The organism is Amycolatopsis sp. lyj-108 (genome assembly GCF_046549005.1).
Taxonomy (GTDB): domain Bacteria; phylum Actinomycetota; class Actinomycetes; order Mycobacteriales; family Pseudonocardiaceae; genus Amycolatopsis.
The window spans coordinates 44838-66051 of sequence record NZ_JAJPWQ010000008.1; the positions used below are offsets into that span (position 1 = coordinate 44838).

Annotated in this window: 21 protein-coding genes; 13 read left to right on the forward strand and 8 right to left on the reverse strand. The window is 68.7% G+C overall.

The window, feature by feature from the left end; all coding sequences use genetic code 11:
- Positions 1 to 63: 63 nt before the first annotated feature.
- Entirely contained in the window at positions 64 to 276 is a 213-nt protein-coding gene (locus ACLJO0_RS27075; protein WP_410581307.1) for a hypothetical protein, read from the reverse strand.
- A gap of 55 nt (positions 277 to 331) precedes the next feature.
- Between ACLJO0_RS27075 and ACLJO0_RS27080 the strand changes: the two genes are divergently transcribed.
- Positions 332 to 673 (forward strand): hypothetical protein, encoded by a 342-nt coding sequence (locus tag ACLJO0_RS27080; protein WP_410581308.1) that lies wholly within the window; start codon positions 332 to 334, stop codon positions 671 to 673.
- A gap of 78 nt (positions 674 to 751) precedes the next feature.
- Here ACLJO0_RS27080 and ACLJO0_RS27085 read toward each other — a convergent pair whose 3' ends face one another.
- The gene (locus ACLJO0_RS27085) at positions 752 to 2524 is read right to left on the reverse strand and encodes a serine/threonine-protein kinase (RefSeq protein WP_410581310.1); all 1773 of its coding nucleotides are present in this window, start codon (positions 2522 to 2524) and stop codon (positions 752 to 754) included.
- 185 nt (positions 2525 to 2709) lie between these two features.
- Here ACLJO0_RS27085 and ACLJO0_RS27090 point away from each other — a divergent pair, with 185 nt between their 5' ends.
- Positions 2710 to 4581, forward strand: a complete 1872-nt coding sequence (locus ACLJO0_RS27090; protein WP_410581311.1) for a propionyl-CoA synthetase — start codon at positions 2710 to 2712, stop codon at positions 4579 to 4581.
- Positions 4582 to 4689: 108 nt separating this feature from the next.
- Positions 4690 to 6270 carry a beta-N-acetylhexosaminidase gene (locus ACLJO0_RS27095; protein ID WP_410581312.1) on the forward strand — a complete coding sequence of 527 codons (1581 nt, stop codon included), beginning with the start codon at positions 4690 to 4692 and terminating at the stop codon, positions 6268 to 6270.
- 55 nt (positions 6271 to 6325) lie between these two features.
- Here ACLJO0_RS27095 and ACLJO0_RS27100 read toward each other — a convergent pair whose 3' ends face one another.
- Both ACLJO0_RS27100 and ACLJO0_RS27105 read right to left on the reverse strand, forming a co-directional pair.
- Complete coding sequence (locus tag ACLJO0_RS27100; RefSeq protein WP_410581313.1) at positions 6326 to 6937, reverse strand: TetR/AcrR family transcriptional regulator; 612 nt, start codon at positions 6935 to 6937, stop codon at positions 6326 to 6328.
- A complete protein-coding gene (locus ACLJO0_RS27105; protein WP_410581314.1) occupies positions 6927 to 7622 on the reverse strand; it encodes an MOSC domain-containing protein in 696 nt (231 codons plus the stop codon). The genes ACLJO0_RS27100 and ACLJO0_RS27105 overlap by 11 nt, the downstream gene beginning before the upstream one ends.
- Positions 7623 to 7662: 40 nt before the next feature.
- On the opposite strand from ACLJO0_RS27105, the gene ACLJO0_RS27110 reads away from it, so the two are divergent.
- Positions 7663 to 8235, forward strand: coding sequence for a TIGR03086 family metal-binding protein (locus ACLJO0_RS27110; protein WP_410581316.1), 573 nt, complete (start codon positions 7663 to 7665; stop codon positions 8233 to 8235).
- Here the strand turns inward: ACLJO0_RS27110 and ACLJO0_RS27115 are convergent.
- Together ACLJO0_RS27115 and ACLJO0_RS27120 are read right to left on the reverse strand one after the other, a co-directional pair.
- A complete protein-coding gene (locus tag ACLJO0_RS27115; protein ID WP_410581317.1) occupies positions 8189 to 8572 on the reverse strand; it encodes a DUF779 domain-containing protein in 384 nt (127 codons plus the stop codon). The two genes, ACLJO0_RS27110 and ACLJO0_RS27115, sit on opposite strands and share 47 nt — an antisense overlap.
- The gene (locus ACLJO0_RS27120) at positions 8572 to 10095 is read right to left on the reverse strand and encodes an aldehyde dehydrogenase family protein (RefSeq protein WP_125791747.1); all 1524 of its coding nucleotides are present in this window, start codon (positions 10093 to 10095) and stop codon (positions 8572 to 8574) included. Before ACLJO0_RS27120 ends, ACLJO0_RS27115 begins: the two co-directional genes overlap by 1 nt.
- Before the next feature lie 105 nt (positions 10096 to 10200).
- On the opposite strand from ACLJO0_RS27120, the gene ACLJO0_RS27125 reads away from it, so the two are divergent.
- From ACLJO0_RS27125 to ACLJO0_RS27135, 3 genes are all read left to right on the forward strand, one after another.
- A complete protein-coding gene (locus ACLJO0_RS27125) occupies positions 10201 to 11682 on the forward strand; it encodes a GAF domain-containing protein (protein ID WP_410581319.1) in 1482 nt (493 codons plus the stop codon).
- Positions 11683 to 11750: 68 nt separating this feature from the next.
- A complete protein-coding gene (locus ACLJO0_RS27130) occupies positions 11751 to 12551 on the forward strand; it encodes an SGNH/GDSL hydrolase family protein (RefSeq protein ID WP_410581320.1) in 801 nt (266 codons plus the stop codon).
- Positions 12530 to 13090 (forward strand): TetR/AcrR family transcriptional regulator, encoded by a 561-nt coding sequence (locus ACLJO0_RS27135; RefSeq protein WP_410581322.1) that lies wholly within the window; start codon positions 12530 to 12532, stop codon positions 13088 to 13090. The genes ACLJO0_RS27130 and ACLJO0_RS27135 overlap by 22 nt, the downstream gene beginning before the upstream one ends.
- On the opposite strand, the gene ACLJO0_RS27140 is transcribed toward ACLJO0_RS27135, so the two are convergent.
- On the reverse strand, positions 13075 to 14517 hold the full coding sequence (locus ACLJO0_RS27140) for a phytoene desaturase family protein (RefSeq protein WP_410581323.1): 1443 nt from the start codon (positions 14515 to 14517) through the stop codon (positions 13075 to 13077). The genes ACLJO0_RS27135 and ACLJO0_RS27140 overlap by 16 nt on opposite strands.
- A gap of 94 nt (positions 14518 to 14611) precedes the next feature.
- Between ACLJO0_RS27140 and ACLJO0_RS27145 the strand changes: the two genes are divergently transcribed.
- The 6 genes from ACLJO0_RS27145 (at position 14612) to ACLJO0_RS27170 (ending at position 19836) form a co-directional block, all read left to right on the forward strand.
- Entirely contained in the window at positions 14612 to 15346 is a 735-nt protein-coding gene (locus tag ACLJO0_RS27145; RefSeq protein WP_125791742.1) for a DUF2786 domain-containing protein, read from the forward strand.
- 82 nt (positions 15347 to 15428) lie between these two features.
- Positions 15429 to 16184: a GNAT family N-acetyltransferase gene (locus tag ACLJO0_RS27150; protein ID WP_410581324.1), complete on the forward strand. Its 756-nt coding sequence runs from the start codon at positions 15429 to 15431 to the stop codon at positions 16182 to 16184.
- A gap of 28 nt (positions 16185 to 16212) precedes the next feature.
- Positions 16213 to 16554 carry an ArsR/SmtB family transcription factor gene (locus tag ACLJO0_RS27155; RefSeq protein WP_125791740.1) on the forward strand — a complete coding sequence of 114 codons (342 nt, stop codon included), beginning with the start codon at positions 16213 to 16215 and terminating at the stop codon, positions 16552 to 16554.
- Positions 16551 to 16820, forward strand: a complete 270-nt coding sequence (locus ACLJO0_RS27160; protein ID WP_410581326.1) for a hypothetical protein — start codon at positions 16551 to 16553, stop codon at positions 16818 to 16820. Before ACLJO0_RS27155 ends, ACLJO0_RS27160 begins: the two co-directional genes overlap by 4 nt.
- 120 nt (positions 16821 to 16940) lie before the next feature.
- Positions 16941 to 19121: an MMPL family transporter gene (locus ACLJO0_RS27165; RefSeq protein ID WP_410581328.1), complete on the forward strand. Its 2181-nt coding sequence runs from the start codon at positions 16941 to 16943 to the stop codon at positions 19119 to 19121.
- Positions 19114 to 19836: a class I SAM-dependent methyltransferase gene (locus ACLJO0_RS27170; RefSeq protein ID WP_410581329.1), complete on the forward strand. Its 723-nt coding sequence runs from the start codon at positions 19114 to 19116 to the stop codon at positions 19834 to 19836. The genes ACLJO0_RS27165 and ACLJO0_RS27170 overlap by 8 nt, the downstream gene beginning before the upstream one ends.
- On the opposite strand, the gene ACLJO0_RS27175 is transcribed toward ACLJO0_RS27170, so the two are convergent.
- Complete coding sequence (locus ACLJO0_RS27175; RefSeq protein ID WP_410581331.1) at positions 19833 to 21206, reverse strand: UTP--glucose-1-phosphate uridylyltransferase; 1374 nt, start codon at positions 21204 to 21206, stop codon at positions 19833 to 19835. The genes ACLJO0_RS27170 and ACLJO0_RS27175 overlap by 4 nt on opposite strands.
- Positions 21207 to 21214: the final 8 nt, after the last annotated feature.

The window sequence follows — 21214 nt, forward strand, 5'->3', positions numbered from 1 at the left end:
GTCATGCGGCCTGGATCGCGGGCTGACTTTCCCGATTCAAGTGTGACACTTGGACGGGAGTTGTTACTCTCCCCTGGTCAACAGCAGTCCGACAGGGGGCATCATGACGATCCGACCGCTCGGAGCGGCCTGCGCGGCCGCGGCCTTGTTCTTGATCGCGGGCTGCGAAGAGCAGACACCCGGGACCGCGTCGCCGCAGACTTCGGCCGTTCCGAGTACTTCCGAAGCGCCGAGTAGCAGCTCGAGCGCGCCTACGTCGACTACGCGCGCCAGCACTACAGCCCCTTCGGCGACCGCCGGGACGGTCACCAAGCCCGCCACCGGCGGGGCGGTGGCTCACACGCCGGACGGCGCCGCGAGCGTGATGGAGGAGTTCCATCACGCGCTGGGCGCCAAAGACCTGGACACCGTGTGCCGGATTTCGGCGCCCGCCTACGACGGCGGGATGAAGGAGTGCCGCAGCCTCACGCCGATGTTGTTCGAGATGTTCACGCCCGCGGATCTGAAGAACCTGAAAGCCACGCGGGTCGACCGCGCGAAGGTGAAGAGCAATGGGCCCGACCAGGTGACCATCCCGCCCAACGCGATCGCGCCGAAGGCGACGATCATGGACGGGGATCCCAAGATCTTCACCATGGGCTGGCGCGGCGGGACCTGGGTCATCATCGAGTAGGAGAGCAAGGGACCTTTGCTAGCGTTCGTTAGTGCGCTAACCAACGCTAGCAAAGGCCCCTTGCTCTCTTTTCGCAGGTCAGCGCGGTGGGCGCTGGGGCTGCGGCTGCTGATGGGGCTGCGGTTGAGACTGCGGAGGGCGGCGCGGGACGATCTGGGTGACCGGGCCGTCCGGCGACTTGCCCGCGCGAGCGAGCCAGCCTTCGACGTCGCGCCGCACGGCGCTGAGCGTCGGGCGGCGGCGGGGCTCCTGGTCCAGCGAAGCGATGAGAATCCGCGCGTGCGCGCTGCGATTCGGCAGCTTCGACACCGGTTCGGCACGGGCGGCGGCCATCAGCGCGGCCATCGGGGTCTCCCGGGTGCCCCGCGGAGGCTGGCCCGACAGCGCGTAGCTGACCGTCGCGGCGAGCTGCCAAGCGTCCGAAGCCGGGCTCGCCGCAGAGCCCATCGCCTGCTCGGGAGCGACGAAGTCCGGCGTGCCGATCATCATCCCGGTCGCGGTCATCTTCGAGTCGCCCTGGCTGCGGGCGATCCCGAAGTCGATGAGATGCGCCAGCCCGTTGCGGTCGAGGATGATGTTCGACGGCTTCAGGTCCCGGTGTAGCACACCCTTCTCATGCGCCGCGGCGAGCGCGCCCGCCATGGTCGACCAGAGCCGTCCGGCGGCGATGTCGTCGAGCGGCCCCTGCGAGTCGACGATCTCGGCCAGCGAGCGCCCTTCGAGGTATTCCATGACCAGCGCGAGGCCGTCGGGCTCCTCGACGAGGTCGTACACGCGGACGCAGTTGGGGTGGTTCACCACGGCCAACGCACGGGCCTCGCGCTGCATCCGCTCTTCGGTGTCCCGGTCCGGCGCGTGCGCGATCTTCAGCGCGACAGTGCGGTTCAGCTGCGTGTCGACGGCTTCCCACACGGTGCCGAAGCCGCCGTGGCCTAGCCGCCGGACGCGCTTGTAGCGGCCGCCGCCGGAGTTGCGGGAACCCGGAGGTGCCGGGACCGGGCCGGGGACCGCGGCCAGCGCGGGAGGTTCGGGCGCCTGTGCCAGCGCGGTCGCCGGATACTGCTTGGCGGGCGGGGGCGGCAGCTGCGGCTGCGGTTTCGGAGCGGGCGGCTCCGGGCGGTACGGCTCGACCTTCTGCCGGGGCTGCGGGTCCGGCCGGTTGATCACCGACCACGGCGGCGGGCCCACCAGCGCGACCGGGATCAGCCCCAGCACGCTGAACGGCAGGAACCCGAGCCAGAAGTGCACGGCGGTGTTCGCACCCATGCCGATGCTCGCCAGCACCATCAGCACGAACGGGATCCAGAAGAACCGCGAAGGCCACTTCGGTCCGCGACGGAACGCGGTCCGCGCCTGCAGCATCACGAAGAGCAGCGACAGCGCGGGCAACCCGACCAGCAGGATCAGGTAGAAGATGTAGCTCAGCTGCATCCCGCTCGGATAGAACAGGACCTCGTACACGTTCTGGCCGCGACCGAGGTACTCGCTCTGCGCGCCGATCAGCGGGCTGTAGTCGGAGTTGAAGGTCGACAGGTCGCCGGCGGAGAAGCCGGACTTACCGCCCGACTTCGACGACGCGGCCTCCTGGTAGACCTGCGAAACACCGGTGGCCAGCAGCCACGGCAGCAGGAAGACGGCGACGACGCCGATCCCGCCGAAGATGGACAGGGTCACCACGTCGTAGCGATTGCCGGTGCCTTTGCGGATGATCGCGACGACCATCGCTCCCAGTGCGGGCAGCAGCGCGACCAGCGCTCCCGCGGTGCTCGTCGCCCACACCCAGTCCCCTGGCCAGATCCCTGGCCCGAACAGGCTGTGCGCGAACGAAAGCAGCGCGCTCGCTAGTCCCATGGACCCTGCTCCCCTCGCTCGTCGAGGCCGTTTCCGGCGTTTTTACCCCTAGTCCAGCTTAGGACGCTCCATGCGCGCACAGGGTTGCCGGGTTGTCGCGGGCGTCTCCCCGCCGTTATCACCGGGCATCGACGTGGCCGGAAGTCCATGATGGGGTCCGGTACCCGAGCGCGAAGGAGCATTCGATGCACGCCGAGACGTATCAGCGGAGCCTCGAAGACCCGGAGGGTTTCTGGCTCGAAGCCGCACAGGCGATCGACTGGACCCGTCCGCCGACGCAGGCCCTCGACGCGTCGAAGGCGCCCTTCTACCGCTGGTTCCCGGACGGGGAGCTGAACACGGCGTTCAACGCGCTCGACCGGCACGTTCGGGACGGCCGCGGCGAGCAGATCGCGCTGATCTGGGATTCTCCCGTCACCGATTCGGTACGCCGGTTCACCTACGCGGAACTACTGGACGACGTCGCACGCTTCGCGGGCGCGCTCGCGTCTCTCGGTGTCGGGAAGGGCGACCGCGTCATCGTGTACATGCCGATGGTCCCCGAGGCCGCGGTCGCGATGCTCGCGTGCGCCCGGCTCGGTGCGGTGCACTCGGTGGTGTTCGGCGGGTTCGCGCCCAAGGAGCTGGCGGCGCGGATCGAGGACGCGAAACCCAAGGTCATCGTGGCCGCCTCGTGCGGGATCGAGCCGGCGCGGGTCGTCGAATACAAGCCGATCATCGACGAGGCGCTCGCGGGAACCGCCCATCAGCCGGACAAGGTCGTGGTGTTGCAGCGGGAGCGTGCTCGCGCCGAGATGGGAGCGCGCGACGCGGACTGGACCGAACTGGTCGCGAAGGCCTCCCCCGCAGACCCGGTACCGGTCGCCGCCACCGATCCGCTGTACATCCTGTACACCTCCGGCACCACGGGGAAGCCGAAGGGCGTCGTGCGCGACACCGGCGGGCACGCGGTCGCGCTGGCCTGGTCGATGGGCGCGATCTACGACATCCGGCCCGGTGACGTGTGGTGGACGGCGTCCGACGTCGGCTGGGTCGTCGGCCATTCCTACATCGTGTACGCGCCGCTCCTCATCGGGGCGACGTCGGTCATGTACGAGGGCAAACCGGTCGGGACCCCGGACGCCGGCGCGTTCTGGCGGGTCATCGCCGACCACGGGGTGAAGGCGTTGTTCACCGCGCCGACGGCGTTGCGGGCGATCAAGAAGGTCGACCCTGACGCGGCCGAAATCGAGAAATACCAGCTCAGCGAGTTCAAGACGTTGTTCATGGCCGGTGAACGGCTCGATCCGGAGACCTATCACTGGGCGCACGACAAGCTCGGCGTGCCGGTGATCGACCACTGGTGGCAGACCGAGACCGGCTGGCCGATCGCGGCGAACCCGCGCGGGCTGGAGCCGATGCCGGTCAAACCCGGTTCGGCGACGAAACCGGTGCCGGGCTGGGACGTGCGGATCCTGGACCAGGCGGGCGACCCGCTCCCGGCCGGCCAGGAGGGTGCCATCGCCATCAAGCTGCCGCTCCCGCCCGGATCGCTGCCCACGTTGTGGCAGGACGACGAGCGGTACCGCGAGGCGTACCTTTCGCGGTACGACGGCCACTACCTGACGGGTGACTCCGGGTACGTCGACGAAGACGGCTACCTGTTCGTCATGGGCCGCACCGACGACGTCATCAACGTCGCGGGCCACCGGCTTTCGACCGGTTCGATGGAAGCCGTGCTGGCCTCCCACCCGGCCGTCGCCGAATGCGCGGTGATCGGCGTCCGGGACCAGCTCAAGGGGCAGCTTCCGCGCGGGTTCGTGGTGCTGAAGTCGGGCGTGGATTTCGACGCCGAAACGCTCAAGTCCGAATTGGTCGCGCTGGTGCGGCGCGACATCGGGCCGGTCGCGGCGTTCCGTGACGTGTCCATTGTGGACGCGTTGCCGAAGACGCGCTCCGGGAAGATCCTGCGCAAGACCATGCGCGGGATCGCCGACGGCCGCGACGAGCAGGTGCCCTCGACCATCGAAGACGCGAGTGTTCTCGATGCCTTGAAAGCGGTCCTGCGCGGCGGGTGACCGGTGATCGGCACGGCGTACTGGTCCGATCGGGTGTTGTCGTGTTTGCCCTATTGGTCTATACCTCTATGAGCAGAGAGTCTCCAGGTACCCGACCGGAGGTGCTCCATGAGTAAACGCCTGTCCAGAACCGTGCTCGGCGTGGCCGTCCTGAGTCTCGTGACGTTCGGCCTGCCCGCGACGGCGAGCGCGGGACAGCACGCGAAAGCCGAACGGACCGTCGCCGAGGTCGTCCCCGCGCCTGTCGACGCGAAGCCCGATCCTCGCGCGAACTTCCGGCTCAACCCCGCCACCGTCATCCGCACCGACCGCGAAGGCAAGCAGGTCGCCGAGTACCTGGCCGGGCTGCTCCGGCCGGCCACCGGCTACCGGTTGCCCGTCGTCACCGGCCACCGCGGCGGCGGCCCGGCCATCTCCCTCGAAACCGGCCGGGCGAGCGACCGGGTCGGCACCGAGGGCTACCAGCTCAAGGTCTCCTCTTCCGGCGTGACACTGAAGGCGAACACCGACGAGGGCCTGTTCCTCGGAGTGCAGACACTGCGCCAGCTGTTCCCGTCGGCCATCGAGGCGAAGACCGTCCAGAAGCGGTCATGGGTGGTTTCGGGCGGCACAGTGCTCGACTATCCGCGCTTCGGCTACCGCGGCGCGATGCTCGACGTCGCCCGGCACTTCTTCACGCCGGCGCAGGTCAAGCTCTACATCGACCAGATCGCGCAGTACAAGATCAACACACTTCACCTGCACCTGAGCGACGACCAGGGCTGGCGGATCGAGATCAAGAGCTGGCCGAAGCTGGCGACCGTTGGCGGGCAGACGGCCGTCGGCGGCGCCCCCGGCGGGTACTACACGCAGGAGCAGTACAAGGACCTGGTGCGCTACGCGGCTTCGCGGCACATCACGATCGTTCCCGAAATCGACATGCCGGGGCACACGAACGCGGCCCAGCACTCCTACGCCGAACTGAACTGCGACGGGGTCGCGGTGCCGCCGCGCACCGACATCGAGGTCGGCTACAGCTCGCTGTGCATCAACAAGGACATCACCTACAAGTTCGTCGACGACGTCATCCGCGAACTGTCGGCGATCACCCCTGGGAAGTACATCAACATCGGCGGCGACGAGGCCCACTCGACCACCCCGGCGGACTACCAGACCTTCGCCACGAAGGTGCATCCGATCGTCGCGAAGTACGGCAAGACGATCACCGGCTGGCATGACATCGCCAAAACGAAACCGCCGGTTTCGGCCGTTCCGCAGTTCTGGGGCACGACCGGCACGGACGCCCACGTGGCCGAGGCCGCGGCGCGTGGCAACAAGATCCTGATGTCGCCCGCGAACAAGGCGTACCTGGACATGAAGTACCACCCGGGGACGCCGCTCGGCCTGGACTGGGCCGCGCTGATCGAGGTCAAGGACGGCTACGACTGGGATCCGGCCACGTATCTGCGGGGCGTGTCGGAGAAGAACGTCATCGGCGTCGAGGCGCCACTGTGGTCCGAAACGCTGATCACCAGTGACAACATCGAGTTCATGGCGTTCCCGAGGCTGCCTGGGCACGCCGAGATCGGCTGGTCACCGAAGGCTTCCCGGACTTGGGACGCGTACCGGCTCCGGCTGGCGAAGCAGAGCCCGCGGTGGGTTCAGCAGGGGATCGACTTCTACCGGTCCACGCAGGTCGACTGGAAGTAGCCCTCAAGTGCGATGAAAGACTCCTTCATTGCAAATTTCGCAATGAAGGGGCCTTTCATCGCACGGCCGCGGCGTCGAGACGGGCGGTGATGGCGGCGCGAGCCAGCGCGTAGGGCTCCGTGCCGCCGAACATCACCGAATCGGCGTTCGCGGCCCGGCCGAGCGCGTGCAGTTCGAAGGCCAGCCGGTTCACATCGATGGACTCCCGCAGGTCCCCCGCCTTCCGCGCCTCGACGACAGTCGACCGGATGAACTGGGCGAAGCCCCGGCTCGCCTTCGCGACCGCGTCGTGGACCCGGCCGGTCCGCGCGTCGAACTCGGCGCCGGCGTTGAAGAAGAAACAGCCGCCCGGGAACACACGACGTTCCGAGTAGTCGAGCCAGTTCGCGCACAGCGCGCGCAGCCGGGCGATGCCCTGCTCGACCTCCAGTGTCGGCTCCACGACGTTCTCCGCGAAGATCGCGCTCGCCGTCTCGACCGCCGCGAGCTGCAGTTCCTCCTTGGAACCGAACAGCGCGAACACCCCGGATTTGCTCAGTTCCAGCTCGGTGGCGAGCCTGCCGAGGGACAACCCGTCGAGCCCTTCGACGGACGCGATGTCGACGGCGCGCCGGAGCACGATCCGCCTCGTCGCGTCGCCGCGGGCCACCCGGCCGTCAACCGGCATTCCGTTCCTCTCGCCGCCGTTTCGCCGATTCCAGGCCGTCACGGTACTGCCGGGAAAGCGCCGGCGCCGCGAGCACCCGGTCCAGCAGCGCCCAGTACGCGTCCTGGCGGTCGTCGTCCAGCTGGGCGACGTTGGTGAACGACGCGACGTACACCTCGGCGATCGTCGGGTTCACCGGATCGCGTTCTTCGAGCGTCATCCGTCCCGAGGTGGGGACCTCGCCCGTCCGGAGCACCCGCAGGTACCAGCCGCTGCGGCCGGAGTCGATCATCGCCGGGATGACGTCCTTACGCCCGGTCTTCATCGCGAGTTTGAAACACGGCGTCCGCGGCTGCGAGACCTGGACCAGCGCCTCTCCCCAAGCCCAGACATCGCCGACGCGCACGTCGTACTCATCGGCGCCGGTCACCGACGCGTTCTCCCCGAAATCGCCCTCGACCACCGGAAAACCCTGCTCCGACCAGGCCGCGTAGTGCGTCGAAGGGTAGACGTAAACCGCTTTGTCGACGCCGCCGTGGACACTTCGGTCGGCCTGATCGTCACCGGCAAGATTGATCTCGTCCAGCTTCAAGAACGGCGCCTCCACCCGCGATTTCGCGATGGCGCTGTACACCGGGACGTCGCGCTTCGTGCCCAGAACCGACGGCCGCCCGACGAAGACCTCGTTCACCTCGAGTGTGCTCACACCCTAGAAGATAGCACGATCGTTCGTATACTTTGACTCCATGGACTTCCTCGCACTGACGACCCGGGCACATCACGCCACCGGAACCACGATCGCCGGAATCGGCGCGGACGACTGGGACCGCTCGACCCCCTGCGCCGAATGGACCGTCCGCGACATCGTGAAACACCTGATCGACAACAACGAGCACCGCGCCGCACAGGCGACAGGCCTTCCCAGGAAGACCCGGCCGACAGCGGACGGCGACCTCGCCACGTCCTACGAAGAGAGTTCCGCCGAGTTCCTCGCGGCCTTCGGCGGCCCGGCGCTCGAAAAGACCTTCGACTTCGGGAACTTCGGTCCGCTCCCCGGCAAGAACGCCTTGGCCGTGCTGTTAGTCGACACGCTCACCCACGACTGGGACCTCAATACCGCCCTCGGCCGTGAACACCACTGGGACGACGAGCTCGCGACGGCCGCTTTGACAGTGGCGAGCCGCTACCCCGACGTGATGCCGGTGCGCGGGCCCGGCGGCGCCTTCGACCACGCTGTCGAGGCACCGCCGGGCGCCACGCCGGGCGACCGGCTCATCGCATTGCTGGGCCGTTCAGCTCAGCCGACTCTTCGTCACTGAACAGCCGGGAGCGGACCAGGAAGCGGACCCCTTCGGGTGCCTCCAAGGAGAATCCGCTCCCCCGGCCCGGCACGACGTCGATGGTCAGATGCGTGTGCTTCCAGTACTCGAACTGGGGGCCCGACATCCACACCGGAACGTCGGCGATGCCCTCGACGCTCAGGTCACCAAGGTGGACATCGGCCGCCCCGGTGCGGAATTCGCCTGCCGGGTAACACATCGGGGCGCTCCCGTCGCAGCATCCGCCGGACTGGTGGAACATCACCGGCCCCCTGCGTGACACCAACCGCCGCAGAAGATCCGCGGCGGCCGGTGTCAAGCCGACCCGCTCGGCCATCAGAAGAACCCGAGCGCACTGTCCGAATAGGACACCAGCATGTTCTTGGTCTGCTGGTAGTGGTCCAGCATCATCTTGTGGTTCTCGCGCCCGATCCCGGACGCCTTGTAGCCGCCGAAGGCCGCGTGCGCCGGGTAGGCGTGGTAGTTGTTGACCCACACCCGGCCCGCCTGGATGTCGCGGCCGGCGCGGTAGGCGGTGTTGCCGTCACGCGACCAGACACCGGCGCCGAGGCCGTACAGCGTGTCGTTGGCGATCTTCAGCGCGTCGGCGTAGTCGTCGAACCTGGCCACCGAGACGACCGGGCCGAAGATCTCCTCCTGGAAGATCCGCATCTTGTTGTCGCCTTCGAACACCGTCGGCTGCACGTAGTACCCGCCGGACAGTTCGCCGCCGAGGTCGCTGCGCTCGCCGCCGGTGAGGATCTTCGCGCCTTCCTTCTGGCCGATGTCGATGTAGGAAAGGATCTTCTCCAGCTGGTCGTTGGAGGCCTGCGCGCCGATCTGCGTCTCGGTGTCGAGCGGATGGCCCTGCTTGATCTTCTTGACCCGCTCGACGGCGTCGCCGAGGAACCGGTCGTAGATGCCGGACTGGATCAGCGCCCGCGACGGGCAGGTGCAGACCTCGCCCTGGTTCAGCGCGAAGAGCGCGAAACCTTCTTGCGCCTTGTCGTAGAACGCGTCGTTGGCCGCGGCGACGTCGTCGAAGAAGATGTTCGGGCTCTTGCCGCCGAGTTCGACGGTGACCGGGATGATGTTCTCGCTGGCGTACTGCAGGATCAGCCGTCCGGTGGTGGTTTCGCCGGTGAACGCGACCTTCCGCACGCGGTTGCTCGACGCGAGCGGCTTGCCGGCCTCGACGCCGAAACCGTTGACGATGTTCAGCACGCCCGGCGGGATCAGGTCACCGATGAGCGACATCAGCAGGTGGATCGACGCGGGGGTCTGCTCGGCGGGTTTGAGCACGATCGCGTTGCCCGCGGCGAGCGCGGGCGCGAGCTTCCAGACCGCCATGAGCAGCGGGAAGTTCCACGGGATGATCTGGCCGACGACGCCGAGCGGCTCGTGGAAGTGGTAGGCGACGGTGTTGTCGTCGATCTGGGAGATGCCGCCCTCCTGGGCGCGCAGGGCGCCGGCGAAGTAGCGGAAGTGGTCGATCGCGAGGGGGATGTCGGCGGCGAGGGTCTCGCGGACCGGTTTGCCGTTCTCCCACGATTCGGCGACGGCGATCGCTTCGAGGTTCTGTTCCATCCGGTCGGCGATCCGCAGCAGCACGTTCGACCGCTCGTCCACCGACGTCCGGCCCCAGGCCGCGGCCGCGCCTTCGGCCGCGTCGAGCGCGCGGTCGACGTCGGCGGCGGTACCGCGGGCGATCTCGGTGAACACCTGTCCGGTCACCGGGGTCGGGTTCTCGAAGTACTGACCGCTCGCGGGCGGTACGTACTCGCCTCCGATGTAGTGGTCGTAGCGCGACTCGTAGCTGACGACGCTGCCTTCGGTGTTCGGTGCCGCGTACTTGGCCATCTTTCCTGCCTCATCGCTAGGGGTGACGGATGGCGGGGAACCTAGGCCGGGTGAGGTTGCACGCACGTTGCAACGAAGTGAGCGCGGTCACCTATCCTCGAAAACGTGGCGGAGCTGCCCGGAGGTGAAGCGTCGCCGCGTGACCCCCAGGCGTACGCGCGGCTGCTGAAGGACGTCCACGACGCCGTCCTCTCCGGTGTTCCCGCGCCGCGTTCCCCCAGGTCGATCGTGTCGGCTTCGTGGGATCGCTCGCTCGCCGCGCGCGTCGACCCGGACAAGGGCGTCGCGCCGCTGGTCTACGACTCCGGCGAAGTGCACGGGCTGCGCGACGAGCATCCGCTGGCACCGGTGCTGCCGATCCTGCGGCAGACGCTGGTGAGCATCGCCGACGACGCCGAGCACATGATGATCGTGACCGACGCGGCCGGGCACATCCTGTGGCGTGAGGGCGCGGCGGGCGTGCTGCGGCGCGCGGACGGCGTGATGCTCGCCGAAGGCACCCGGTGGAGTGAAGACGTCATCGGGACGAACGCGATGGGCACCACGCTCGCCACCGGGGAACCGGTGCAGATCTACTCGGCCGAGCATCTGGTGCGGACCTATCACGGCTGGACCTGCGCGGCGGCGCCCGTGCGTGACCCGGAGACCGGCGCGCTGCTCGGGTCGATCGACGTCAGCGGTCCGCTGAGGACGGTCCATCCCGCGATGCTCGCACTGGTGACGGCGGCCGCGCAGCTCGCCGAAGGCCAGTTGCGCGCGCGGCTCGCGATGCGTGACGAACGGCTGCGGGCCGCGAACATGACTCACCTGGAGGCGTTACGCGGCGCGCCGGGAGCCCTGCTGTCGGCGAAGGGTCGCGTGCTGGCGGCCGAAGCCTGCGGCGATCTTCCCTCCACCGTGGAAATCCGGCCCGGCGGCGGTGCGGTCACCCTGCCCGACGGACGGCTCGGCACGGTGGAGCCGTTGAGCGAGGGCTACCTGCTGCGCCTCCGGAACCGGGTTCCGTCGAGGCGTCCCCGGCTCGCGCTGGAGTTCCTCACCGACGGGCCGCCATCGACCACAGTGGACGGTCGTGAGGTGCCGTTCACCTTGCGGCACGCGGAGATCCTCACCCTGCTCGCCCTACATCCGGGCGGTCTGTCGGCGGAGCGGCTGGCCTTGCTGCTCTACGGCGAGAGCGGCAACCCGGTGACCGTGCGCGCGGAGATCCACCGGCTGCGGACACAGCTCGGGTCGGACATCGTGCAGACGCGGCCGTACCGGCTTTCCGCCGAGGTGGACGCCGACTTCCTGCGGGTCCGCGCGGCGCTCAGGACGGGCGACGTCCTCGGCGCCGCGAAAGCGTTCCGTGGTCCGCTGCTGCCCGAATCGGAGTCGCCCGCCATGCGCGAGGAGCGCGAGTCGGTCACCGCGTCGGTCCGCCGCGTCGTGCTCGGCAGCGGGGACGCGACGGCCCTGTGGTCGTACTGGGAGACGCCGTGCGGCGCCGACGACCTGGAGATCGTCGACGCGCTGTGCCGGGTGCTCCCGGACGGCGATCCGCGGCGTGCCGTCGCCTTCACCCACCGTGCTCGTCTGGAGCACTGAGTAGACAGCGTCTACATCAGTTTGATAGACAGTGTCTACAAGGTGAACTCGCGGTTACGGAGATCTGGATGGGCTACCAACGTTTCGTCGCGCTCGGCGACAGCTGCGCCGAAGGGCTGGCCGATCCGCATCCGTCGGGAGGCTTCTACCGCGGCTGGGCCGACTTCGTCGCGGCACGTCTCGCCGAGGACGAGCCCGGTTTCCGCTACGCCAATCTCGCGGTCCGCGGCCGCAGGCTCGACCAGATCCACGCCGAGCAGACCGCGGCGGCGACCAGGCTCCGGCCGGATCTGATCGCGTTGTTCGGCGGCGGCAACGACGTGATGAGCCGCGGCTGGGACGCGCGCACGGTCGCCCGCCGCGTCGACACGGCCATCCGCGCCTGCACCGAGATCGCGCCGGTGGTCGTCACCTTCACCCTCAGCGACATCTCGCACCGCATGCCGATGGGTCACCGCATGCGCCCGCGCCTCACCGCGCTGAACGACGCCGTCCGCGAGGCGTCCGTCAGCTACGGAGCGACCCTCGTCGACCTCTGGCCGGACGACGCCGCGCACGATTCCCGCTATTTCGGCCCGGATCGGCTGCATCTGTCCGAGCAGGGCCACCGGCGCCTGGCCGGGCACGTGCTCGGCAAACTCGGCGTCAGCCACGACCCGGCGTGGCTCGCGCCGCTGCCCGGTTCGGCCGGGCGCTCCGGCCTGCGCGCGGATCTGCGGTGGCTGACGCGGGAGGTCCTCCCGGTCGCGGTCACCCGTTTCCGCAACCGGCTCGTCGGCCGTCAGCCTGGCGACGGTTTCCTGCCGAAACGCCCCGAACTCCTGCCCGTCCACGAGGAGACCCGGTCGTGGGCGCCCGAACCCGCCTGATCGACACCGCGGCGAACCTGCTGGCCGAAGAGGGCGTCGGCGCCGTGACGCTGCGCGGGATCGCCAAGGCCGCCGGCGTTTCGCACGGCGCGCCGCTGCGGCATTTCCCCGGCCGCGCCGCCCTGCTTTCGGCGGTCGCCACCCGCGGCTACACCGAATTGCTCGATCGCGGCACCGGCCTGCCGGACGGGACACCACGCGAACGGCTCATCGCGGCCTGCCACGGCTACCTCGATTTCGCGCTGGCCAATCCGGCGATGTTCGAGCTGATGTTCCGCCGCGACCTCATCGACGCGGACGATCCCGAACTCACGCGGGTGAGCAGCGCGGTGTTCGACTTCTTCGCCGCGATGGTCGCCGAGCTGCAGGAAGGCGGCTGGCATCCCTCGACCGATCCGCGGCTGCTCGCGTCCTCTCTCTGGGCGTCGCTGCACGGTCTCGCCCAGCTGTGGTTGTGGGGCGGGCTGGCCGGTGCGAGCTTCGCGCCGACACCGGAAAGGGCGCTGGCCGTCACGCTGGACGCCTACCTCGGGTCGTGAACCAGACGTTCGAAGTCCTTGCCCAGTACGGATTTCGCGGCATGCCAGCCACCCATCCCGTGCACGCCGGGCCCCGGCGCCGTCGCTGCCGAACACAGGAAGACGCCGCCGAGCGGGGTCCGATGTGGATTCCAGCGCGGGACCGGCCGTCCGAGCATCTGCCGCAGGTCCACCGCTCCGGCGGCGACGTCACCGCCGGGATAGTTCGCGTTGTAGGCCTCGAGTTCCGGCGCGGTGACACAGCGGCCCGCCAGGATCGTGTCGGAGAATCCCGGCGCGAACCGTTCGATCCGCCGCCGGACGAGATCGGTGGCGTCCCGCGGATCCCCGTGCGGCACATGGCAATACGCCCACACCGGCCGTTTGCCCGGCACCCCGCGGGACGGGTCGATCGCCATCGGATCGGAGACGAGCACGAACCGGTCTTCCGGATCTTCCCCGCGCACGATGGCGTTTTCGGCGGCGTACACCTGGTCGCGCGTTCCGCCGAGATGGACGGTGCCCGCCTTGCCGACCTCCGGTACCGCCCACGGAACCGGTTCGGACACCAGGAAATCGACCTTCGCCACGCCGGGTCCGTAGCGATAGGACTCCAGCGCCTTCCGGTATCGCGGCGGCAGCAGGTCACGGGCGATTTCGAGGAAACCACGCGGGGCGATGTCGAGGATCACCGTGCGAGACTTCGCCAACTGCCGCAGATCCGTGATCCGGCTGCCGGTGTGGATCCGGCCGCCGTGCGCGCGGACGTCGGCGGCGAGAGCCTCGGTGATGGCTTGGCTTCCGCCGCGGACGATGGGCCAGCCCGTCGAATGCGCGAGATGGCCGAGCAGGAGCGTCGCGCCCGCGGCGGCGAGCGAAGGCTGACGGCTCATCACATGCGCGGAGACACCGGAGAGCAGCGCGGGTGCTTCGGGACCGGTGAACAAGCGTCGCTCCAATCCGGAAGCGAGCATCGCCATCCGGGCCGGGAGAAGGGCGGCGATCCGAGGGTCGCGGGGCGGATGACGCAGGTCCCCGAGCAGCAGATCGGCCAGTTCACGGCTGTGCCGGGCCAGCGGTCCCAGCAAGCGGCGCCACCGCGGGCCGTCCGTACCAAGGGCATCACAGGTCCGGTCGAGATCTTCATAGGCGAGTCCGGCCCGGTTACCGTCGAGCGGGTGCGCGTACGCGATCTCCGGCCGCAGGAGGTCGACTCCGTGCCCGGCGAGACCGAACCAGCGGAAGAAAGGCGACGCCGCCGCCAGCGGATGCCCGGTGGCGCAGATGTCGTGACGGACTTCGTCGTCGAACAGCGACGCCGTCCGCGTCCCGCCGCCGATCTCGCCCGCCGCCTCGTGCACTTCGACCGACAGGCCCGCCCTGACCAGCAAGACCGCCGCCGCGAGCCCGTTCGGGCCCGCACCGACCACCGACACGTCGATCGCCATACCGCCCCCTTGCCGGGATGCGGACATCCCGCCCGAATATTGTCGGACCTCTCTCCTAGATTGATCCGCTCCAACCCAATCAGGAAGGAGGGCCATGCCCGACCATGACACGCTGCTCGCGCGCGTCCGGAAACTCCTCGCCAAGGCGGAGGACCCGGCGGTCACCGAGGCCGAAGCCGAGTCGTACAACACCAAGGCCGCCGAACTGATCGCCAGATACGGCATCGACCAGGCCTTGCTGGCCGCTTCCGGGGCGACGGCGGACGAGATCACCCAGATCATGATCCCGATCGACAACCCGTACAGCCGGGACAAGGCGGGACTGCTCACGAACATCGCGCATCCGCTGCGCTGCCGGGCCCTGCTGCACCGGCTCGGCCAGTCGGTCACCGCGGTGACGGTGTTCGGCTTCCGCTCCGATCTGGAACGGACGGAGCTGCTGTACACGAGCCTGCTGCTGCAGGCGACCACCCAGCTGACCCGGGTCCGCCCGGAGAACCGGGTGTTCGCGGGTGAATCCCTTGCCGCGTACCGGCGCACCTGGCTCCACGGATTCTCCGGCGCGGTCTACGAGCGGCTCCGCAACAGTGAGGACACCGCGGCCCGCACCCACACCACCGCGGCCGGCCATCGCTCCGCCGAACTGGTCATCCAGGACCGGACGGCGATGGTCAAACAGGCGTACGACGAGCAATACGGAGACCTGCGCTCGGCACCGCCGAGGCGGTTGTCCGGCAGCGGCTACCTCGACGGTCACTCCGCCGGCGAGCGCGCCAACCTCAACACCACCGGAATCACTGGACGGCGCCGCGCGCTACCCGTACGCTGACCGGTCGCACCACCTCGCACGGATGACGCCGTGCCCGAAAACCACCTCGTGAGAATCGCGTGTCCTCGGCTCTACTGAGGACATGATCGTGATCGAAGACCTGGCCACCCGGCCCGACCTGCGCGAGCCCGCGCTCGCCCTCGGCGGTGTCGGCGGCGAATTCCTCCAGCACGACCCGGCCGGTCTGCTGGCGAAGTCGTCCCACCTCGCCGCCCGCTGGCCGGAATACTTCCTGGTGCTGCTGGAAGACGATGTCCCGGTGGCGAGAGCGGCCGCCGTCCCGGTCGGCTTTCCGACGCCCGAACGCCCGGAACTGCCGGACCACGGCTGGGACGCCGCCTTGATCTGGGCCTCGGAAGATCTGCTGAGCACCCGTGAGACGAAGACTCTGATCACACTCGAAGTGATGGTCGCGCCAGGCCGTCGTGGCGGCGGCCTGGCCACAAAAGCGTTGGAAGCACTGAAAAAGCGCGCCTCGGAAACAGGTATGCGCAAACTCGTCGTGCCGGTCCGTCCGGCCGGGAAGGAGAAGGCACCAGGACTGTCCTTTGAGGACTACATCGCCCGCCGTCGACCGGACGGGCTGCCGGAGGATCCGTGGCTGCGCACGCATGAACGGCTCGGCGCCCGGTTCGTGAAAGTGGCGCCGTTCGCGATGACGGTCACCGGCACCTTCGCCCAATGGAAGGCGTGGACCGGCGTCGAGCTCCGGGACGGCCTCACGGCCGTGCCGGGCGGGATCGCGCCGGTGCTCGCCTCCTCGGCACTGGACCTCGGCGTCTACGTGGAGCCGAACGCCTGGCTGGAGCACCTGGTAGATCAACCCGGCACCTGCTAGATTTCCTTGGCATGTGCAGGAGTGCGGCATGACCGCCACCGGACCGTCCGGCGACGAGCTGCTGCGGGTGCTGGGGGCGCTGGCGAATCCGCACCGGCTGCGGATCGTCGCGGCGCTGCGCGCGGAGCGCGCGTATGTGAGCCAGCTGGCGCGAGAGCTCGGCATCAGCCGGGCGCTGTTGCAGCTCCACCTGCGCAAACTGGAAGCGGCCGGGCTCGTGTCGGCCGCACTGGAGCTGTCGGAGGACGGGAAAGCGATGAAGTTCTACGAGGTGAATCCGTTCGTGATCGAGCTGAGCCCGGACACCATCGCCGCCGCGGCGCCGACGCTGAGCACACCGGCGACCGGCGACGAGGGGGAACGACCGTGAAGTGGCATCAATGGCAGGAAGTCGCCGGGCTGATCGGCATCTTCGTGTTCCTCACCGTGGTGATCACGGTGGTCGTGTGGCAGTTCGGCGCGACCATCCGGGCAAGGGGCGCCCTCGCCCGCGAGCACGAGTACCGCAGGCTCGCCGAAAAAGCCGTCCAAGCGCAGGAAGAGACCGAACGCAAACTCACCGAACTCGACGGACGCCTCGCGGATTTGCAGAAGAGCGTGGGCACGGTCGAGCGGATCCTCAAGGAGGTCGACTAGACACGGTTTGACACCGGTGAAAGACCCTGGGCCGCCGAGCGGCAACTCGACGGCCCAGGAAAGAAGAAGCAAAAACCTCGCCCGAGGCATCTCACTCCTTCACGCAAAGGACTGTAGTTCATGCTGCCCGAAAAGATCGCCGCCTGGTCCCGGCGGCACCGCGCGGTCACCCTCGTCGGCTGGGTCGCCCTCGTGGTCGTCGCCCTGCTGCCGGGAATGCTGCTGGACGGTGAAAGCCGGCGAAGCACAGATCCCGGCGAGTCTGGTCGCGCACAGACCGCTTTGAATGCCCAGGACACCTTCGAACCGTTACGCGAGAACGTTCTCGTCCAGGCTAAGGAGCCTGGCTCACGACCGTTCGCCACCGACGAGGAACTCCGGCGAGCGACCGAAGACCTGGTCACCACCCTCACCCGATCCGGTTCCGTCAGCGACGTCCGCTCACCGCTGGCCACCGACGGTGGCGAGCGGATCTCGGCCGACGGCGCGTCCGGCCTCGTCGGCTTTTCGATCGCGGGCGGGGAGAAGGAGATCCGCCCGAACTTCGAAACCGCGTCCGCGCTGGTCGACGAGGTCGCTTCCCGGCATCCGTCGGTCCGGTTGGGCCAGTCCGGGGATCTCAGCCTGTCGACCGTGGTCGACAAGGGCATCCGGGAGGACGTGAAACGGTCGGAGCTCCTTTCGCTGCCACTGACGCTGGTGATCCTGCTGATCGTCTTCGGCGCGCTGGTCGCGGCCTCGGTGCCGTTGCTGCTGGCGGGCACGACCGTCGCGGCGACGTTCGGCTTCCTGTCCGTCGTCGACGACTTCACCCCGATCAACAGCGCGACCACGGTGATCACCCTGCTCATCGGGATGGCGGTCGGCGTCGACTATTCGCTGTTCTTCCTGAGGCGGCAACGGGAAGAACGCGCGCGCGGCCACTCCGTCGACGACGCGATCCGCATCGCGGCGCGGACCTCCGGGCACGTCGTTGTCGTCTCCGGCGTCACGGTGGTGCTCTGCGTGAGCGGGCTGGTGTTCACCGGACTCGACAACTTCACCGGTCTCGCGATCAGCACCGCGTTCGTGGTCGGGCTGGCCGTGCTCGGCGCGGTCACCGTCCTCCCGGCGCTGCTCTCGCTGCTGGGTGACAAGGTCGATCGCGGCCGGATTCCCTGGCTGGGCAAGCGCCGCACCGCCGCGGAGAAGTCACGGTTCTGGTCCGCGACGGCCCGCGTCGTCACCCGGCGGCCGTCGCTGTGGGGCGGAGTCGCGGTGGCGCTGCTGATCCTGCTCACGCTGCCCGCCCTCGGCATGCGGCTGCAGGATCCGACACCGGCGGAGAGCCTGCCGCGGTCGGTCGCGGCGATCGACGTCGCCGTCCGCACCCAGGAAGCCTTCCCGGGAGCCGTCTATCCCGCAATGGTGGTGCTGACGGCCGAGAACGGCGGCCCGGTCGACAGCCCGGCGTTGCGGTCGGCGATCACGGATCTCGACCGGCGGATCGGGGAGACCTCCGGCGTGCTCAACAAACCCGTCACGGTGGCGAACGTCGATGACGCCGTGGTCGTCCGGGTCCCGCTGTCCGGCGCGGGCCGCGACGCGGAAGCCGATGCCGCGCTGGCGAAACTGCGCACCGAGGTACTCCCGCAGACGATCGGCGAGGTGGACGGCGTCGAGTTCGCGGTTTCGGGCCGCACGGCGAGCGCCCGCGACTTCGCCGACCGAGTCGTCGAGCGGATGCCGCTGGTGTTCGGATTCGTCCTGCTGGCGGCGTTCGTGTTGCTGCTGCTGGCTTTCCGGTCCGTGGCGGTGGCGCTCGGGTCGATCTTGCTGAACCTGCTGTCGATCGGCGCGGCGTACGGCGTGCTCACCTGGATCTTCCAGGACGGCCATTTCGCTTCCCTGCTGGGATTCACTCCGTACGGCGGGGTCGTCGGCTGGCTGCCGATGTTTATGTTCGTCCTGCTGTTCGGGCTGAGCATGGACTACCACATCTTCATCCTCAGCCGGATCCGTGAACGCCGGGCAGAAGGCGCCGTCACCGCGATCGTCCGCGGCACCGGCACCAGCGCGGGAGTGATCAGCGGCGCGGCGGTGATCATGGTCGGCGTGGTCAGCGTCTTCATCACGTTGAGCGCGATCGAGTACAAGATGATGGGCGTCGGGATGGCGGTCGCCGTGCTGATCGACGCCACGCTGGTCCGCGGCGTGCTGCTGCCCGCTTTCCTGACGGCGCTGGGAGAACGGGCCTGGCGGCGCGACGGTAAATCCGTGGCCCCCGAACGCGTCCCGGAACTATCGTCGCCGAATGCCTGACGCGCTCTTCGCCCACGCCCGGCTCGCACCCATCTACGACGCCTTCGACGGCGCTCGCGACGACCTGGACCACTACCTCGCCATCATCGGTGAACTCGGGGCGAAGAGAGTGCTCGACGTCGGCTGCGGCACCGGCTGCCTGGCGGTTCTCCTGGCCGGGCGCGGAATCGAGGTCGTGGGGGTCGATCCGGCCGAGGCGTCGCTGGAGATCGCGAAGGCCAAGGACCCGGAAGGGAAGATCACCTGGATCCACGGCGACGCGAAGGACGTGGGCGCGGCGGGCGCCGATCTCGCGGTGATGACCGGGAACGTGGCACAGGTCTTCCTGACCGACGGCGAATGGCGCCGGACGCTCGAAGGCGTCCGCACCGCGTTGGTGCCCGGCGGTCACCTGGTGTTCGAGATCCGGCGCCCCGGTCGCCGCGTGTGGGAGGACTGGGCCGCGGACACCGCGCACGACATCATCGACGTTCCCGGCGTCGGCGAGGTCGACCAATGGCGTGAGGTCACCGAGGTGGACCTCCCGTTCGTGTCGTTCCGGTACAGCTACCGGTTCGCCGACGGCGAGGTCGTCACCTCGGACTCGAAGCTGTGGTTCCGCGAACGTGAAGATCTCGAATCCTTGCTGGCCGAACACGGCTTTCGCGTCCTGGACGTCCGGGACGCCCCCGACCGTCCAGGACGCGAGTACGTGTTCATCGCCCAGCGGGCCTAGAGGACTTCGCCGTCCGGAACGGTTTTCGGCCCGGTGATCTTCACGTCGCCGCGGACGACGACGTTCTTCCCGAAGGTGACGTCGCCGTCCACCGAGAGGCTCGTGCACTCCTTCAGCGAAGGAGCGGAAGGGATCCGCGCGTCGAAGTCCGGCAGGAGCTTGTAGAACTCCTTGCTCAGCGACACGAACGGCGGGGTGGTGGTGAACTCCGGGATCATCTCCCCGCCCTCGTCGAGCACGTACGCGTCGGACCGGACGACGAGCAGGTCGTCGGTGGTCTTCACCGGCGCGAAGCGGCTTCGCGGGATCTCGATGGCCCGCGCGCCCTCGACCGAGCCGATCGCCGCGCCCATCGCCGTCTCGAGCTGGATCACCGGCGTACTGGCCGAATCGGCCGGATCGACGGTCTTCCGGTTCACGATCAGCGGCAACTGCGGCGCGGCCGGGTCGGCGTCCTGCAGGGCTTTCAGCCGTTCGAGGTCGACCCAGATGTTGTTGGTGTTGTAGAAGCGCCATTTGCCGACGTCGCCGAACGAGTCGTCGCCGTCGGGGACCTGCGCGGATTCCCGCAGGACGATCCGGCCCGCGCGCCGCGCGAGGTGCCCGCCCTTGCGGTCGGCCGCGGTGCCGAGCACGGTTTCCATCGCGAACGGGACGTTCTCGCTCGCGAGCCACGCGGCGATCCGCGCGTCCGGCAGCGCGCCGAGGTTGTCGGCGTTGGACACGAAACACCAGCGGATGCCCTCCGCCAGCAGCGTTTCGAGCATCCCGCTCACCGCGAGCGCGATGTAGATGTCGCCGTGTCCCGGCGGGCACCATTCCAGTTCCGGGTTCGACGGCCATTCGGCGGGCCGCCCGTCGGCGGTGATCTTCGGTTCGCGGCCCTGCAGGAAGTCGGCCGGGATGACGTCGTCGGCGAGATCGGGGTACTTCTTCAGCAACTCCAGCGAAGGCTCGCGGGTGCCCGCCGAATTCATCAGGATCAGCGGAAGCCGCGCGTTGTACTTCTCACGGGTCGAAAGCACCTGCATGGCGATGACGTCGAGGAACGTCTTACCCGGCTTGATCTCCAGCAGCGACTTCGGACCGGTGAGCCCCATGCTCGTGCCCAGCCCGCCGTTGAGCTTCAGGACGGCGGTGCGGTCCAGCACCCGGCGTGCTTCTTCGGCGTCCGGCTCGGGCAGGTCGACGAGCCTGCTGATGTCTTCGAGGGGCTCGAGTTCGTTTCCCGGCAATTGACCGGCGCCGGGTTCGGACAGCTGCTCGAGACGCCTTCGCAGGGCAGCCAGCTCCATGGCGTGGGCCCCCGCGGAACGCATTTTCGACAGCGTTTCGGCGAACTGATCGGACAGGTGCGCGTCAGAGCTCATTGTGCCCT

Bases quoted from the DNA above. Each gene is read 5' to 3' on its own strand.
- ACLJO0_RS27085 (WP_410581310.1), bottom strand. From the start codon at position 2,524: ATGGGACTAGCGAGCGCGCTGCTTTCGTTCGCGCACAGCCTGTTCGGG.
- ACLJO0_RS27090 (WP_410581311.1), top strand. From the start codon at position 2,710: ATGCACGCCGAGACGTATCAGCGGAGCCTCGAAGACCCGGAGGGTTTC.
- ACLJO0_RS27095 (WP_410581312.1), top strand. From the start codon at position 4,690: ATGAGTAAACGCCTGTCCAGAACCGTGCTCGGCGTGGCCGTCCTGAGT.
- ACLJO0_RS27100 (WP_410581313.1), bottom strand. From the start codon at position 6,937: ATGCCGGTTGACGGCCGGGTGGCCCGCGGCGACGCGACGAGGCGGATC.
- ACLJO0_RS27110 (WP_410581316.1), top strand. From the start codon at position 7,663: ATGGACTTCCTCGCACTGACGACCCGGGCACATCACGCCACCGGAACC.
- ACLJO0_RS27115 (WP_410581317.1), bottom strand. From the start codon at position 8,572: ATGGCCGAGCGGGTCGGCTTGACACCGGCCGCCGCGGATCTTCTGCGG.
- ACLJO0_RS27120 (WP_125791747.1), bottom strand. From the start codon at position 10,095: ATGGCCAAGTACGCGGCACCGAACACCGAAGGCAGCGTCGTCAGCTAC.
- ACLJO0_RS27130 (WP_410581320.1), top strand. From the start codon at position 11,751: ATGGGCTACCAACGTTTCGTCGCGCTCGGCGACAGCTGCGCCGAAGGG.
- ACLJO0_RS27140 (WP_410581323.1), bottom strand. From the start codon at position 14,517: ATGGCGATCGACGTGTCGGTGGTCGGTGCGGGCCCGAACGGGCTCGCG.
- ACLJO0_RS27145 (WP_125791742.1), top strand. From the start codon at position 14,612: ATGCCCGACCATGACACGCTGCTCGCGCGCGTCCGGAAACTCCTCGCC.
- ACLJO0_RS27150 (WP_410581324.1), top strand. From the start codon at position 15,429: ATGATCGTGATCGAAGACCTGGCCACCCGGCCCGACCTGCGCGAGCCC.
- ACLJO0_RS27155 (WP_125791740.1), top strand. From the start codon at position 16,213: ATGACCGCCACCGGACCGTCCGGCGACGAGCTGCTGCGGGTGCTGGGG.
- ACLJO0_RS27165 (WP_410581328.1), top strand. From the start codon at position 16,941: ATGCTGCCCGAAAAGATCGCCGCCTGGTCCCGGCGGCACCGCGCGGTC.
- ACLJO0_RS27170 (WP_410581329.1), top strand. From the start codon at position 19,114: ATGCCTGACGCGCTCTTCGCCCACGCCCGGCTCGCACCCATCTACGAC.
- ACLJO0_RS27175 (WP_410581331.1), bottom strand. From the start codon at position 21,206: ATGAGCTCTGACGCGCACCTGTCCGATCAGTTCGCCGAAACGCTGTCG.